The sequence below is a fragment of the Sodalis sp. dw_96 genome, from assembly GCF_018449575.1.
Lineage (GTDB): Bacteria > Pseudomonadota > Gammaproteobacteria > Enterobacterales > Enterobacteriaceae > Acerihabitans.
The window spans coordinates 141029-155301 of the sequence record NZ_JAAVUT010000008.1; the positions used below are offsets into that span (position 1 = coordinate 141029).

At 54.6% G+C, this 14273-nt stretch carries 14 protein-coding genes and 1 riboswitch; of the genes, 7 read left to right on the forward strand and 7 right to left on the reverse strand.

Going from position 1 to position 14273, the window contains the following annotated elements; translation table 11 throughout:
- Positions 1 to 11 precede the first annotated feature (11 nt).
- Positions 12 to 2153 carry a UvrD-helicase domain-containing protein gene (locus HB631_RS13995; protein WP_213991780.1) on the forward strand — a complete coding sequence of 714 codons (2142 nt, stop codon included), beginning with the start codon at positions 12 to 14 and terminating at the stop codon, positions 2151 to 2153.
- Between the two features lie 410 nt (positions 2154 to 2563).
- The gene (locus HB631_RS14000; RefSeq protein ID WP_213991781.1) at positions 2564 to 3322 is read left to right on the forward strand and encodes a cell filamentation protein Fic; all 759 of its coding nucleotides are present in this window, start codon (positions 2564 to 2566) and stop codon (positions 3320 to 3322) included.
- 20 nt (positions 3323 to 3342) lie between these two features.
- Here the strand turns inward: HB631_RS14000 and HB631_RS14005 are convergent, their stop codons facing one another.
- The gene (locus tag HB631_RS14005) at positions 3343 to 3963 is read right to left on the reverse strand and encodes a TetR/AcrR family transcriptional regulator (protein ID WP_213991782.1); all 621 of its coding nucleotides are present in this window, start codon (positions 3961 to 3963) and stop codon (positions 3343 to 3345) included.
- 93 nt (positions 3964 to 4056) lie between these two features.
- Between HB631_RS14005 and HB631_RS14010 the strand changes: the two genes are divergently transcribed.
- The 3 genes from HB631_RS14010 to HB631_RS14020 all read left to right on the forward strand — a co-directional run bounded on the left by HB631_RS14010 (position 4057) and on the right by HB631_RS14020 (position 6945).
- Positions 4057 to 4935, forward strand: coding sequence for an NAD(P)H-binding protein (locus tag HB631_RS14010; RefSeq protein ID WP_213991783.1), 879 nt, complete (start codon positions 4057 to 4059; stop codon positions 4933 to 4935).
- A 602-nt stretch (positions 4936 to 5537) separates the two neighbouring features.
- Positions 5538 to 5718: riboswitch (cobalamin riboswitch) on the forward strand.
- 261 nt (positions 5719 to 5979) lie between these two features.
- Positions 5980 to 6183 (forward strand): CbtB domain-containing protein, encoded by a 204-nt coding sequence (locus HB631_RS14015; protein ID WP_213991784.1) that lies wholly within the window; start codon positions 5980 to 5982, stop codon positions 6181 to 6183.
- Positions 6184 to 6201: 18 nt separating this feature from the next.
- Complete coding sequence (locus tag HB631_RS14020; RefSeq protein ID WP_213991785.1) at positions 6202 to 6945, forward strand: CbtA family protein; 744 nt, start codon at positions 6202 to 6204, stop codon at positions 6943 to 6945.
- A gap of 228 nt (positions 6946 to 7173) precedes the next feature.
- On the opposite strand, the gene HB631_RS14025 is transcribed toward HB631_RS14020, so the two are convergent.
- The 3 genes from HB631_RS14025 to HB631_RS14035 are packed head-to-tail and all read right to left on the reverse strand — an operon-like array spanning position 7174 to position 9679.
- Complete coding sequence (locus HB631_RS14025) at positions 7174 to 8052, reverse strand: metal ABC transporter substrate-binding protein (protein WP_213991786.1); 879 nt, start codon at positions 8050 to 8052, stop codon at positions 7174 to 7176.
- Entirely contained in the window at positions 8049 to 8936 is an 888-nt protein-coding gene (locus HB631_RS14030) for a metal ABC transporter permease (RefSeq protein ID WP_255557014.1), read from the reverse strand. The genes HB631_RS14025 and HB631_RS14030 overlap by 4 nt, the downstream gene beginning before the upstream one ends.
- Positions 8933 to 9679 (reverse strand): ABC transporter ATP-binding protein, encoded by a 747-nt coding sequence (locus HB631_RS14035; RefSeq protein ID WP_345945712.1) that lies wholly within the window; start codon positions 9677 to 9679, stop codon positions 8933 to 8935. Before HB631_RS14035 ends, HB631_RS14030 begins: the two co-directional genes overlap by 4 nt.
- Before the next feature lie 477 nt (positions 9680 to 10156).
- Here HB631_RS14035 and HB631_RS14040 point away from each other — a divergent pair, with 477 nt between their 5' ends.
- Complete coding sequence (locus HB631_RS14040) at positions 10157 to 10993, forward strand: serine hydrolase (protein ID WP_213991788.1); 837 nt, start codon at positions 10157 to 10159, stop codon at positions 10991 to 10993.
- Positions 10994 to 11072: 79 nt separating this feature from the next.
- Here the strand turns inward: HB631_RS14040 and dksA are convergent, their stop codons facing one another.
- Positions 11073 to 11510: an RNA polymerase-binding protein DksA gene (dksA, locus tag HB631_RS14045; RefSeq protein WP_213991789.1), complete on the reverse strand. Its 438-nt coding sequence runs from the start codon at positions 11508 to 11510 to the stop codon at positions 11073 to 11075.
- Positions 11511 to 11780: 270 nt separating this feature from the next.
- Between dksA and HB631_RS14050 the strand changes: the two genes are divergently transcribed.
- Positions 11781 to 12416, forward strand: coding sequence for a transglycosylase SLT domain-containing protein (locus tag HB631_RS14050; protein WP_345945713.1), 636 nt, complete (start codon positions 11781 to 11783; stop codon positions 12414 to 12416).
- A 45-nt stretch (positions 12417 to 12461) separates the two neighbouring features.
- Here the strand turns inward: HB631_RS14050 and phnE (HB631_RS14055) are convergent, their stop codons facing one another.
- Both phnE (HB631_RS14055) and phnE (HB631_RS14060) read right to left on the reverse strand, forming a co-directional pair.
- Complete coding sequence (gene phnE, locus HB631_RS14055; RefSeq protein WP_213991790.1) at positions 12462 to 13370, reverse strand: phosphonate ABC transporter, permease protein PhnE; 909 nt, start codon at positions 13368 to 13370, stop codon at positions 12462 to 12464.
- Positions 13370 to 14233, reverse strand: a complete 864-nt coding sequence (phnE, locus tag HB631_RS14060; RefSeq protein WP_213991791.1) for a phosphonate ABC transporter, permease protein PhnE — start codon at positions 14231 to 14233, stop codon at positions 13370 to 13372. Before phnE (HB631_RS14060) ends, phnE (HB631_RS14055) begins: the two co-directional genes overlap by 1 nt.
- Positions 14234 to 14273: the final 40 nt, after the last annotated feature.

A 14273-nucleotide genomic window follows, 5' to 3' on the forward strand; every position in this document is an offset into this window, starting at 1 on the left:
GGGTATTGTTTTTGACTCACCTGCCGAAAGACATCAACACCGAACAACGGACAGCCATCACCACCACCGAAGGCGCTGTACGGGTTATCGCCGGCGCGGGCACCGGTAAAACCCGCACCCTCACCGAACGCTACTGCTATTTGGTTTCCACCCTGGGCATCGCGCCTAAGAACATCCTGTGCGTGACCTTCACCAACCGAGCCGCCAACGAGATGAAGCGCCGGGTGCGTGTCGCGCTGGGGGATAGCGATCTCGGCTATATTTGCACTTTCCATGCTTTCTGCGTGCAGCTGCTGAAAGAAGATATCCATGTCCTGAATTATCCACGCAATTTCATGATCCTGGATATGGAGGATCTCAAGCAAATTCTGCAGAAGATTTTCACCGATATGGGTCTTACGCTGCGGGATACCACCATCAAGCGTACTTTGGACGAGGTGCTGGAAGCCAAAAAGCTCCATGCCACCACCTATATCGACGATATTTATCAACTGGACAACGAACAGCTGAAGGCCCGCTATTCCAACGCCCGGGATCGCGATGAAGAAATTTTCCTGCGTTATCTGTATGAACAGAAAAAATGCTTCGGCGTGGACTTCAACGACCTGATTAACTTCGCCACCTGGATCCTGGAGCACTTCCCCGAGGTGCGCCAAAAATGGCAGAATCGCATGCAATACGTGATGGTGGATGAATTCCAGGATGTCAGCAAACGACAGTACAAGCTGGCGCAGCTGCTGTCGGGCAAACACGGCAATCTGTTTATCGTCGGCGACCCCGATCAGACCATCTACTCCTGGCGCGGCTCGCATCTGCGGCTGTTTCTTGATTTCCACACAATCTATCCGGATGCGGTTACCGTTGCGCTGACCACCAATTACCGTTCCACGCCGGAAATCCTTACCGCATCCAATACGCTGATTGAAAAAAACCAGGTTCGGTTTCCCAAATCCCTGCACGCGATGAAAGCCAGCGGCCCGCGGGCGCGCTATTTCCATGCCAAAAGCGATAAAGATGAAGCGGACTGGGTGGTGGCCGAGATACAAACATTACGCGCCGCGGGTGTTGCCGCCGGCGGCATCGGCGTGCTTTACCGCGCCCATTACCTGACCCGGATGCTGGAAGAGCGGTTTGTGGAAAATAAGCTGCCCTACAAAATCTTCAGCGGCATCGCCTTTTATGAGCGGCGGGAAATCAAGGATATCATCTGCTATCTGCGCATGGTCACCGCCGGTGACGACCTGGCGTTTCTGCGCACGGTCAATGTGCCGCCGCGTAAAATCGGCAGAAAGAAGCTTGAGGCGCTGGAACGGTATGGGGAACAGCATCACCTGACCCTCTACCAGTCCCTGCGGGAAAACCTCGATACCGATATGCTTAAAGGCACCCGGGCCAATAGCTACGTTGCCGCCATCGACTCTCTGCGGCAACACCGTCAGTCACTGGCCTTGGATACCGCCCTGCAAACCCTGCTGGATCAAAGCGGTTATGAAGCCTATCTGCGGTTACAGGGAGATCAGGACCGGCTGGATAACGTGGCGGAACTCAAACGCGCGGTGCAGCGCGCCGCCGAAGATGATGACGCCACCCTGGAAGATTTCCTGGGGCAAATCGCCCTGTTCAGCAATCTTGATAACGAAGAGAAGCCCGATACGGTGAAGCTGATGACCATCCACAGCGCCAAAGGCATGGAATATCCCTATGTGTTTATCTGCGGCTTGAACGAAGGGGTCTTCCCCAGCCGGCGGATAAGCTCGCTGGAAGAAATGGAGGAGGAGCGCCGCCTGGCCTATGTGGCGATGACCCGCGCCATGGACCGATTGTACCTGAGCGATGCGGAGGGGGTCGCCAATGATAATCTGGTGAAATATCCCTCCCGGTTTATCTTTGACGCCGGCGAGGAGAATATCGAGTATGTCGTTCCCCTCGAACAGGACTTAAAGGCCGGGCTGCTGCGGGCTATTTCCGCCGGGGATGAACAGCTCAGGAACATGACGGCGCGCTATGATATCAGCGATCGGGTGGATCATCCGGTGTTCGGCGGCGGGGTGATTATCAGCGTACATGAACAGGATGCCTATTACGCGGTCAAGTTTGATGTCTTGCCCACCGAGCGCAATATCCAGTTCAGCGCGCTGCATAAGGATGAGTGAACTCATCTCAGACTGCTGACAAACGTACTCGGAGTCTATGAGTCGGGACAGGCTGCCAGAAGAGTAAACCGTCCGCGCCAGGGATGGCGCGGATCGAGCCTCCATGGATGGATTCACGGCGTGTTTACGATCTGGCGGTCTGTCCCGACCGGGCACTTTGTCAACAAGCTCAGATGAGTGAACTCATCTCTTGCTAAGCTTATTAGCCTAAGCAGCGTTTTATGCTCGGCCGCATCATTCATAATCTGCTTCGCGATACTTCAGGCCGGCTCACTCAGGTCGCCTAGCGTTGATTGATGACGGCATTAGAAATGCCGTCATGGGCTTCAGCATCAATGATATGATCCACCCCGGATGGGATGACATGTGGGGTTCCATCCGGTAAGTAATGCAAAACAGGATGAATGAATATGGCACTTTTTGACGCACTGGGGTTTTGCTGGGACAGATCGATCATTCCGTTCGTTATCCCGACCTATTCCCTTGAACGGGTTTGTTTCCGGTTTCATCGCATGCTTCCCGAATTCGTCTGGGATGCCAGCGTACTTGAAGGCAATCCTTTCACTTTCCCGGAAGTCAAAACACTGCTGGAAGGTATCACCGTCGGCGGCCGCAAGGTATCAGATCAGGAGCAGGTTCTTAACCTGGCGGAAAGCGCCAGACAATTACTGAAATGGGTCAAGGCCGGTCAATTCACCTTGTCCAAAACGATCTTCACACAGCTTCATGCCATCGTGGCCCGCAATGAAGCTTTAGAGTGGGGAGTCTTTCGTGGAGAAGGACATGAAACTCATTACACCCCGGATGTCAGCCTGGGGGAATATGGCCGCCATACTCCACCGCTTACCGCGCCTGGCGCGCCCGAGCTGAATCCTATTTTTGAACGAGGTGTTGCCGCGTTGAATGAATGCCGGCCTTTCGAAAAGGGCGCCGCTTTCTTTTTATTCGGCGCGTTGCAGCAGTTCTTTTTTGACGGCAATAAGCGGACTTCTCGTTTTATGATGAACGGTATTTTAATGTCACACGGGATCGATGCCATCAGCGTGCCCGCAACAAAAGCCCACGAATTCAATGAAAAAATGGCGCGTTTTTATCTCGGTAAAGATGCCACCGAAATGATGAGATTCCTATTGGATTGCCATCCGGAAGCCGGGCAAATATCTCACTGAATTGACCCGGCCGCGGCAGTCTACTTTTTCCGCAATGATTGAATCAAATCCACGACGGCGCCACGAATCGGCGCCAAATCGAAATCCGCCGGCAAGGCATCGTTATTGAAGCTTTTTGCCAACTCATCAATACCGAACAGAGCCCGCACGTATCGCGGATAGATAACCTGGCCGATAAGCCGGTGCGCCGCCGCGGTTCCGGCCTCGCCCGACACGCCGAACGCCGTCTGCAGATACGCCCCCAGACGTGCTTCAACCTCGGTAAACATGACGTCGTAATGCTGCGCCGCCCCCTGCGGGAAACGGCCGGTTTCCGCCATGCTTACGCGGCACATTTGTATCGAGGGCTGATAAAGCAAGGCTTCAAGATAGCGGCCGCAGAACATCGCCAGCGCTTGCGCCGGGTCATCCGAATAGTCGCCGGGCATTCTCAGCCTGCCGAGAAAAAGCCCACGCACCAGGTCTATGACCGCGAGGTACAGTTTCTCCTTGCTCTCAAAGTGAGCGTACAGTGAACGTTTCGAGGTTTCTCCGCGACGCGCGACAACGTCCATTGACGCCCTCTCGAACCCCATTTCCAGGAACACATCCTTTGCTACCCAAAGTATATGCTCACGTAATTCATCGCCTCTTCTTGCCATAGCTGATTGTAACGTACCTCTCACTGCCTTGACAAACAAAAAAGTAAACGGTACGGTATAGTTTACTTTATACGCTAGCAGAGGATTTTCATTATGATTGTCGTCACGACACCCACCGGCAACATTGGCGCACAGGTTCTTGAAAATATCCTGAACAGCGGCGAGCCTGTTCGCGTTATCGCCCGCGATCCCTCCCGCCTTCCCGCCCATATCCGCAAAAGCGTGGAGGTCATCACGGGATCCCATGGGGACAGCGCCATCGTCAATCAGGCGTTCGCAGGCGCCGATTCGGTGTTCTGGCTGGTGCCGCCGAATTTTCAAGCCGTGAGCCTCGAGGCCGCCTACGTGGATTTCACCCGGCCCGCGTGCGACGCCCTTAAGCGCCATGGCGTCAAACGGGTGGTGGTGGTTTCGGCCCTGGGCCGCGGCTGGCCCCGCCACGCTGGATTTGTCTCGGCATCGCTGGCAATGGACGACCTGATCGCGGCCACCGGCGTGAGCCTCCGTGCGCTGACCATGCCCTCCTTTATGGATAACATGCTCATGCAAGTTGAGTCCATCAAACATCAGGGCATGTTCTTCTCCCCCATCGACGGGGACCGTAAATCTCCCACCTGCGCCACCCGCGATATCGCCGCCGTTGCCGCCGGACTGCTGCTCGATTCCTCATGGAGCGGACAGGGCGGCGTCCCGGTACTCGGCCCCGAGGATCTCTCCTTCAACGACATGGCGGATATCATGACCGAGGTATTGGGGAAACCCGTGCGTTTCCAGCAAATCCCTATCGATGCCTTTAAGGCCAGACTGACCGGATCCGGTATGTCGGAAGCCATGGCCCAAGGCATGGCCGACATGATGGTGGCCAAGAACGAAGGCCTGGACAACACAGTGCCGCGCACCCCGGAAGGCAGCAGCCCCACCCCCTTTCGCCAATGGTGCGAGGACACGTTAAAACCCGCCGTCGCCCGCTAGGGGAGAGGTCAAACGGCCGGCATCTCGTCCGTGGTTTTTTTATAGGCGAGATGCGCGAGGTAAAGACCTTGGCGCGCCGGAGATGCCGGTTGTCATTTCCTCTGTGCCATGCTGTAAAATAACATTGCCTTGAAATGGAAGTTTTTCAACATATCTGCTTTATATTGAATAAGCGTAACAATGCCACGCACGTTATAAATATGCATGTTATAACCTTCATCACATTTTTAATCTGCCTATATTGATCCTAATCAAATAATCTTCTTTAAAATATCATCAGAGCCTATTTATCACTTTCACCGGACGCAAATAAATAGTCTTATAATTCAAAGGATTTTGGCTCTATTGTGTTCTATCTTAACCCATTATCTAAATACATTTTTCCGCCCAATAAAAATGTCAGATAATTTTTCAGGTCCCGGTTTTTTATTTTTTGGAAAGGGGTTATAGTCGCGTGATGTAGCCGATCCGATATCTTTGATATGCCTTAAGCCTGCGCGGTACTACCTACACGGTACTATATGGTACGACAGGGTAATACCGTTGGTTTGCAAAGCTTATGGTGTAATCCATCGCTACATGATGTGTACGAAAATATAAAATAAGCGATATTGCGTCCAGATTAACGTGCCGTTGGCCCGTTAGGGAAGGAGGTTGAAATCCTCCGCAGCCCCCGCTGCTGTGATGCTGACGATCCCGAAATGACCACTGATCGATTGATTGGGAAGGTTCGGGAGAGGATGAAGCTAAGCCAGAAGACCTGTCTGAATGCAAGAGCCCTGAGGCTCGTCACCAACTCCTTCGGTGGGAAGAGAGCTGTCATTGAACCTTTGTCGCCTCTTAATCCGACGACTGACCGTCCCAATGGCACCGTCCCCTCTTGAGTCCGTGGTTTCCTCCCGGCAGAAAAAATCGCTTTGCGCTAACAGATAGTGGCAAAGGCGATAACACTCGCCCGCGTGTATGACAATGACGCTGCGAAAGCAGCTATGACACTGGCTTATCAGCTAAACGGGAAGGATACATCCCGGAGGAGAAACAGCAATGACCACAGCTATTATTGGTGCAACACCGATCCCGATTCCCTTAAAAGAACTGCTTCCCTGGCTCATTTTCGGCGGCGTGATGATGATGCTGCTCATCTATTTTGTTGGCGCGGAACAGGGGGCCACTTCGATGTTTTCCGGAATGTACATCCATGAATTCGTCCATGACGGCCGCCATCTGCTGGGATTTCCCTGCCATTAACCACAAGAGGTTTTGATTATGGTAGGAAATATGCTTATGCGCGGCATGCTGATAGGGCTGGTGGCCGCGTTGCTCGCATTCGGCTTCGCCAGGGTATTTGGCGAACCTCAGGTGAATCGCGCCATCGCTTTCGAAGAGAAAATGAACGCGGCGAAGGGTGAAGCGCCGGAACCGGTGCTGGTGAGCCGCGGAGTACAAAGCAGCGTCGGCCTACTTACCGGCATCATCGGCTACGGCGTCGGCATCGGCGGCCTGTTCTCGCTGGTATTTGCCTATTGCTACGGCCGCGCGGGGCGTATTTCCCCTCGGATGCTGGCGGTACTGATTGCCGCCGCGGGCTTTTTGTCCATTATCATCGTACCTGAACTGAAATACCCGGCCAATCCCCCGTCGGTGGGCAACCCGGATACCATCGGTTATCGCACCGAGCTTTATTTCTTCATGATAGTGCTGTCCATCGCCGGGCTGGTGCTGGCGATAAAACTGGGCCGCGGCTTGGCCGCTCGTCATGGCGCCTGGAGCGCCTCGCTGCTGGCGGGATTATTCTACATTGTGGTCATGGGCATCGTGCAATCCGTCTTGCCCGCCATCAATGAGGTTCCCGCTGACTTCCCGGCGGTGGTGCTCTGGCAGTTCAGGGTCGCGTCATTGGGTATTCAGCTGATTTTGTGGTGCGTGCTCGGCCTGGCGTTCGGCATCATGACCGAACGCAGCCTCGAACCGCGTCCCAAAAAGAGCCATTCCCACAGTTTTAACGGCTAAGATTTTCTTCAGCCGGTCAAAAGCCGTCGGCGGGATGCCAAACGCCCCCGAATGGCTCCCGCCGACAATGCGGTGACGCACAAGATAGTAGCCCGAACGGACTAATAAAACGCAACATATAGTGTCATATACCAAAAAACAGCTTCCGTTACGGATTAATTATCCCGCCCGAATGTAAAGGGTCATGAATTTACATTAAGCCGCAGGGGGTATATACGGGATGAAAATTTATTTCATGCTGTCGGCAATAGTCTCCACGTTATGTTTAAATGCCGCGATATAAGTGGGGGCGGGACCGTCCGCCTTGGATAACGCCTCGGGATATAATTCGCCGCCCGGTTTTGCACCGCTGGCGGCGGCAATTTGTTTCACCAGGCGCGGGTCGGTCTGATTTTCAAAAAAATAGGTTTTAATGTGCTGCTGCTTAATTTGATTAATCAGCCCGGCCACATCGCTGGCGCTGGCTTCCGATTCAGTGGAAAACCCCACCGGCGCCAGAAATTCCACGCCATATTCCGCGCCAAAATAGCCGAAGGCATCATGGCTGGTAATGACTTTACGCTTGGCCTGCGGGATAGCGGCGAATTCCCCTTTGGCCCAGCCATCAAGTTTTTCCAATTGCTGGATATAGGCGTCGCCCTGTTGACGGAAATAGTCCGCATCTTCCGGATCTGCCATAATCAGCGCATTCATGACGTTTCGTGCATAAATAGCCCCATTTTTGGCGCTATTCCAGGCATGGGGATCGGTGATGGTTTTGCCGTCCTCATCCATATGGCGCGTGGACACGCCGTCAGACGCCGTGATGATGGTGCCTTTATAACCGGAGGCGGTCACCAGGCGTCCCATCCAGCCTTCCAGGCCCAGGCCGCTGACAAACACCACATCGGCCCGGCTCAACGCCTGGCTGTCCTTCGGCGACGGTTCAAAGCTATGCGGATCGCCGTCCGGTCCCACCAGGCTGGTCACCTTCACGTGAGCGCCACCCACCTCTTTTACGATATCCGCCAGTACGGAAAAGCTGGCCACGGTATCCACGGTTTTAGCCAAGGCCGCCGGACTCGCTATAATCATCACCACAGCCAGGGATGCCGGTAAACGTTTCATTCTTTCTCCTCATTGATGAATAATCTGCGCCGCCGCAGCATCAGCGCACATCCGCCGCGCGGACCCAATAATACCGAGATAAAAAATATCACGCTGGCGGAGAGGACAATGGCCGGCCCTGCCGGCAACGAGGCGTAAAACGACCACATCAGCCCCACCCAGGAACTTAACAAGCCGATAGCCGCGGCAATCAGCAGGGTTGCCGGTAGATGTCCGGACCAGCAGCGGGCGGCCACGGCGGGCAACATCATCAGGCCCACCGACATCAAGGTGCCGAGAATCTGAAACCCGGCCACCAGATTCAACACCACCAGCGCCAGAAATATGCCGTGAATCACCCGGGGATAGCCTTGGCGGTTAACCCGCAGAAAGGCCACATCAAAGGCTTCAATCACCAGCGCGCGATACAGCAGCGCCAGACAAAGAAAGGTGAAACCGGCAATCACCCCGACAAATTTGATGGCATCGAGATCCACCGCCAGAATCGATCCGAACAGCAGATGCAATAAGTCGACGCTGGAACCCCGCAGGGACACCAGCGTCACGCCCAAGGCCAATGAACCAAGGTAAAAACCGGCAAAGGTGGCGTCTTCTTTCAACTGGGTCATCGAACTCACCCAGCCGGAGAGCAAGGCCACCAGCAGGCCGGCGGCGAAACCGCCGATGCCCATGGCCATCAGCGACATGCCGGAGATCAGGTAGCCGATGGCCACCCCGGGCAATATGGCGTGGGATAAAGCGTCTCCCACCAGGCTCATGCGCCGCAGCAGCAGAAATACCCCCAGGGGCGCGGTGCTTAACGACAGGGCGAAACAGGCCGCCAGCGCCCTGCGCATAAAACCATAGGCGTTAAAGGGATCAATAAAAAAATGCAGCATTATCAGCCGACCCGATCTAAGGATTGAAAGCAGAAACAGGATTCCGATTGTGTCGCCCGCCGGGACAGGATGTCGGCGGAAGGTCCCCACCGGTTTTGTTCGGGGGTGAGCAACAATGTTTGCGGGAAATGCCGGGCTACCTGGCCGTGATCGTGCAGCACCACGATGATGGTTTGTCCCGCCCGGTGGAGTTGTGCGATAACCTCCAGCAGAAGATCGCAGGTCTGCCGGTCTATGCCGGTGAATGGCTCGTCCAACAGCACCAGCGGCGCCTGCTGTACCAGCAACCGGGCAAACAGCATGCGCTGAAACTGTCCCCCCGATAGCGCATCGATGGAGCGGCCCGGCATGGAATCCAACCCCACCCGCTCCAGCGCCTGGCGGATTATGGCCTTGTCCGCCCCGCCGATGCGGCGTAATAATCCGGTGGCCGGCCAGCAGCCCATAGACACCACGTCGAAAACATTCACCGGGAACTGTCGGTCCAGCTCCGACTGTTGCGGCAGATAGGCGATACGCGGCCGCGGTTCGCTGGCGAAGGCCAGATGGCCGCCCACCGGCGGCAACAAGCCGGCAATGGTCTTAAGCAGAGTGGATTTACCGGTGCCGTTAGCGCCGATAATGGCGGTCAGACTGCCGGTTTGAAAGGTGCCGCTAATCGGGGCGGCGATACGTAGGCCCTGATAGCCCAAAATGAGATTTGACAGCGTAATCATGGCAGTAGCGATGCCCAATAAATAACGGCCCACAGAACGGCCAGCACCCCACAGGCGACCAGCATGCGCGTTACGCCGGAAGCGGTAAGCAGGTTAAAGCTTCCCTGGCGGCGGAAAAGGAGAGTAATGGGATTCATAAATAAGCCGAAGTAATAATGATATAATATAACATAACACCCAAAAGACTTTTTGCCAAGACACATCAGCCGGTTAAAATTTTTGAGGTAGAGGCTTTCTCCATTACCGACTGTGGCGGGGAGTGCAACCCACCGCTAGAATCATAACAGCCGGGAGTGACGCATCAGCGTTAAGCCTTAATAAAGACGATTGCTAATACTACGTTACATATTAAATCGTTTTGTACGTTATAACGTTACTATACAAGTCACTACGGGATCTGTACCCTTGCTTTCCGCCGGCCTTGTGACGGCGAGCAGATGTCTAATACGTTGTTTATCCAACGCGTTGGGTATGACATTCTCATTTGAAATAGTCAGGTTAAGAATTACGATGTTAAGGATCAACGCTATTTATCGGGGATATCTCCAGCTATCCCTGCTGTTGTTGGGTTTAGTGACAAATTTGCCGTCTCAGGCCCAAATGATAAGCCGACCTTCGGTGCAATCCCGTTCCGCTTTGGTCATTGATCAGAAGACAGGCAAAATACTGTTTGAAAAAAATGCTCGCCAGGCTTACCCCATTGCGTCCCTGAGCAAGCTGATGACCGCTATCGTGGTCATGGAAAGCAAACCGAAGCTCGAGCAGAGAATAGAGGTCAGGCCGGACGATCGCGATGTGCTTAAGCGCACCCATTCCAGACTGACCATCGGGTCGGTGCTGACGCGGCGGGATATGCTGCACATCGCCCTGATGTCGTCGGAAAACCGTGCCGCGTCGGCGTTAAGCCGGACCTATCCCGGCGGCCGCACCGCTTTTGTCAAACATATGAACCAAAAAGCCAGGCAGTTGGGCATGCGGCAAACGCATTTTAACGATCCCACCGGATTGACGCCCCACAATACTTCATCCGCCTATGACCTCTCGCGGATGTTTAACTACGCCTATCAGTTTCCGCTGATCAGGCAATTTTCCGTGGATAAGACCTATACCGTCTATCCGGGTGAAAGGCCGCTGGTCTACCGCAGCTCCAACGGGTTAATCAATAACCCTTCCTGGCATATCGAACTGCAGAAAACCGGTTTTACCGATGAGGCCGGTCATTGCCTGCTGATCAGGACCACCAGCGGCCGGCATACCTACCTGATTGTCATACTGGGCGGTACCGGTTCATATACCCACTACACCGACGCCATTAGTATCAAGAACTGGCTGTCCCATATCGCGTAAGACAGCCGGCGCCGCCGGATGCGGGCCTCGTCAAAAAGGCCGGCATCCCGGCGGCGGTCAGTCGCCGCGGGGATATATTTCAGTCGCCACGGCGATATAAGGGTTCCCGCATTTCCTGCGTCACTTTGGCATCAATGCTTCTTTCCGCTATAGGACGCAGCAGCAGCCGTTGCAGCCCTATGGGTTCGTCGGTTTCGATACAATAACCATAGGTGCCGTTTTCAATGCGGCGCAGGGCGGCGTCATATTTAGGCAATAAGCGGCTTTCCCGGTCGATTTGCCGAAAAAGGAAGCGTAACTCCTCTTCCCGCATGGCTTTGTCCGCCTCGTCGCCGCTGGCGTCGTCATTTTTCTTGATCTCGGTTTTCAGTCCATCGATATGGTCTAACAATTCACGGCGTTCAGTCACCAGCCGCTGTTTGAAAAAACCGAGCTGGGCCGCGTTCATGTACTCCCGCTCATCCATGGACAAGAGTGTCTTTTCGTCTATTTCAGGTATCTGGATTGAATCGGTCATATGTTTTCTTCCCAACAGCAATAAATAATCCCGGCTAGGCGGTACATTATAACATAACGTTTTTTGTTATCCACCGGCGGCTATCCGGATCGTGCGGATCGGTTACCTCGGTCGCTAAAAAGCCAGCGGCTGACGTTAGGGATTGATGAAGAAATAAACTGTGACAGAGCTCTGATTTTTTTACGGAATAATCCTAGAAATCAATAAAATTATTCTGCTGGCTTGAAATGTTGTATATGCTGGCGAACGTTCCCGTCGCGAGAGACCCCAGTGAAGCCAAAAATAATACTTCTCATGGCCGCGCTAATATTGGCGGGTTGTGCCAAACAACCCCCCCCGCGGACGATAAGCCTGGTGACCAGCACACCGATGACGATGCTGCCCGCTCCGGCGCCGAAAACCGGCTCCTATGGCGACTATATTCATGATTCAGCCAGTGTTTATGGCGTAGATGAAAATCTGGTGAAAGCCATTATCCAGGTGGAATCCGGTTTCAACCCTTCCGCCGTCAGCCGGTCCAACGCCATTGGCTTGATGCAGCTTAAAGCGGAAACCGCCGGACGCGATGCATACCGGTTCAAGGGCCGCTACGGCCAGCCCAGTACCTATGAATTGAAAGATCCGGCGATTAACATCGATTTGGGCACCGCTTATCTCGGCATTTTGCAGCGCCAGCTCTCCGGTATATCCAACCCCCAGACCCTGCGTTACGCACTGACCGTGGCTTACGTTAACGGCGCCGGCGCATTGCTGCGGTCTTTCTCCAGCGATCGCGGGCGGGCGATTGCCCTGATTAACGACATGACGCCGGATCAATTCTCCCGGCATGTGCAAAGCCGGCACCCCGCCCCCCAGGCGACACGTTATCTCTGGAAGGTGAACAACGCCTATCTGGCGATGCGTTAAGACGCCGCCGCCCTTCTCATCGTATCATTGATATCGGCCATGAATTTAGCCATGGCCGGATCTGTTTCGGGCTTGCTGGTCGAACAGCGGAATATCTTCCCCGACAATGTATTTTTTGCGCAGTATGGCTGAAATTTTATCCATGCCCATTACGATGGCCACCAGTATCAGGGTGATAAACATCACCACATCCCAATTCCACAACCGCATATTTTCCGCATATACCAGGCCGACCCCGCCGGCGCCGACAAATCCCAGTACCGCCGCGGAACGGGTATTGGATTCAATCTGATATAAGCTCAGCGCCAGGAAAACCGGAAATGATTGGGTAAAGATACCGTAACGGTGTTTTTGCAGACTATTGGCGCCCAAGGCGGTCAAACCCCGGCCGGGAGACTTATCCACCGCTTCGTGGCCTTCGGCGTACAGTTTTCCCAGCAGCCCGACATCCTGCATGAAAATCGCCAATACGCCGGCCAGCGGCCCCATCCCCAGCGCGCGTACAAATACCATGCCCCAGATGGCCATATCCACCCCGCGGAAAATATCCAGCAAACGACGGACCACGATAGCCACCAGTCGCAGCGGTATGGATACCATCACGTTGCGCGCCGCCAGAAACGAGACGCCGAGGGCCACAACCGACGCGGTCAAGGTCCCCACCCAGACAATGGCCAGGGTGATGAAAATTTGCTGCAGATAATAGCCGAACGGCCATTGGGCGAAATCGTGCCAGACAAACATGCGCAAAAAATAATGGCCAATCTCCCGGCAGCCGCTCAGCAGGCGCGGCCAGGGAATACCGTATTGGTAAAAGAAAAAAACGTAATACAGGGCAATCACCGCCGCTATCAGGCCCAGCTTGAACACATCCCGCTTCTGCCGGGCGAAAATCTGCCGGTTTTGCTGCTTGATGTCCCGCACCGCCTGTGGCGACAGCGTATCGGTCAGCATCAGTTATTCCCCTCGACGACCCACTTGCGCAATTTGCCGGAAATGTAATCCAGCGCCGACACCACCAATACGATTAACAGCAGGGTGATACTGACCTGATCGTAATGATCGAGCTTGATATTAACCATCAGCTCCTGGCCGATTCCCCCCGCCCCCACCAGCCCAAGAATGGTGGACAGCCGGAAGTTTACCTCCAGCCGCATAAAGCTATAGGATAAAAACACCGGCTTGACCTGGGGCCACAGGCCGAAACGCATACAGGATATCGGCCCGGCGCCGCAGGCGGCCAGACCGCGAACCGGTTTGTCCGAGGCGGTTTCCACCGCTTCGTAAAACAGTTTGGTCAAACTGCCGACGGTATGCAGGGCCAGCGTGAGAAAGCCGGGGAAGGTGCCGATACCGAACGCCATGACGAACATCACCGCCCAGGCCAGTTCGGGCATGGTACGCAGGAACGCCACCAGCGTACGAATGGACCAGCGCAGGAACATCGGGCTTTGGGTATTGTTCGCCGCCAGAAACGCCAGGACGGCGGCCACCAGCACCGATAAAATGGTGGAGGCCAGCGCCATGTGCAGCGTGTCCCAAATCAAGGGCAGCTGGATGGGCAGCCGATAGCCCCAATAGGCCAGAGAGCCTGCGGTATGCACATTGTCGAACAGCTGCCGCCAGTGCAGTATGGGAACGGTTTGGACCAGATAATCGAAAAAGTGCGGCATGGCGGTCCATACCGTATGCAGATTGAATTCGGCAATGTTGCCGGCGGCCAGATACAGCGCCACCAGCGTCAGCGACCATAACAGGGTGTCGCGTTTTTGCTTGCGCCGCACCTGCTGGTAATAATGGTTAAAATCGGTATTCAATATGCGTCACCGGTAAAACGCCGGTCCCATACAAGGGGAC

Bases quoted from the DNA above. Each gene is read 5' to 3' on its own strand.
- HB631_RS14000 (WP_213991781.1), top strand. From the start codon at position 2,564: ATGGCACTTTTTGACGCACTGGGGTTTTGCTGGGACAGATCGATCATT.
- HB631_RS14005 (WP_213991782.1), bottom strand. From the start codon at position 3,963: ATGGCAAGAAGAGGCGATGAATTACGTGAGCATATACTTTGGGTAGCA.
- HB631_RS14010 (WP_213991783.1), top strand. From the start codon at position 4,057: ATGATTGTCGTCACGACACCCACCGGCAACATTGGCGCACAGGTTCTT.
- HB631_RS14015 (WP_213991784.1), top strand. From the start codon at position 5,980: ATGACCACAGCTATTATTGGTGCAACACCGATCCCGATTCCCTTAAAA.
- HB631_RS14020 (WP_213991785.1), top strand. From the start codon at position 6,202: ATGGTAGGAAATATGCTTATGCGCGGCATGCTGATAGGGCTGGTGGCC.
- HB631_RS14025 (WP_213991786.1), bottom strand. From the start codon at position 8,052: ATGAAACGTTTACCGGCATCCCTGGCTGTGGTGATGATTATAGCGAGT.
- HB631_RS14040 (WP_213991788.1), top strand. From the start codon at position 10,157: ATGTTAAGGATCAACGCTATTTATCGGGGATATCTCCAGCTATCCCTG.
- dksA (WP_213991789.1), bottom strand. From the start codon at position 11,510: ATGACCGATTCAATCCAGATACCTGAAATAGACGAAAAGACACTCTTG.
- phnE (WP_213991790.1), bottom strand. From the start codon at position 13,370: ATGCTGACCGATACGCTGTCGCCACAGGCGGTGCGGGACATCAAGCAG.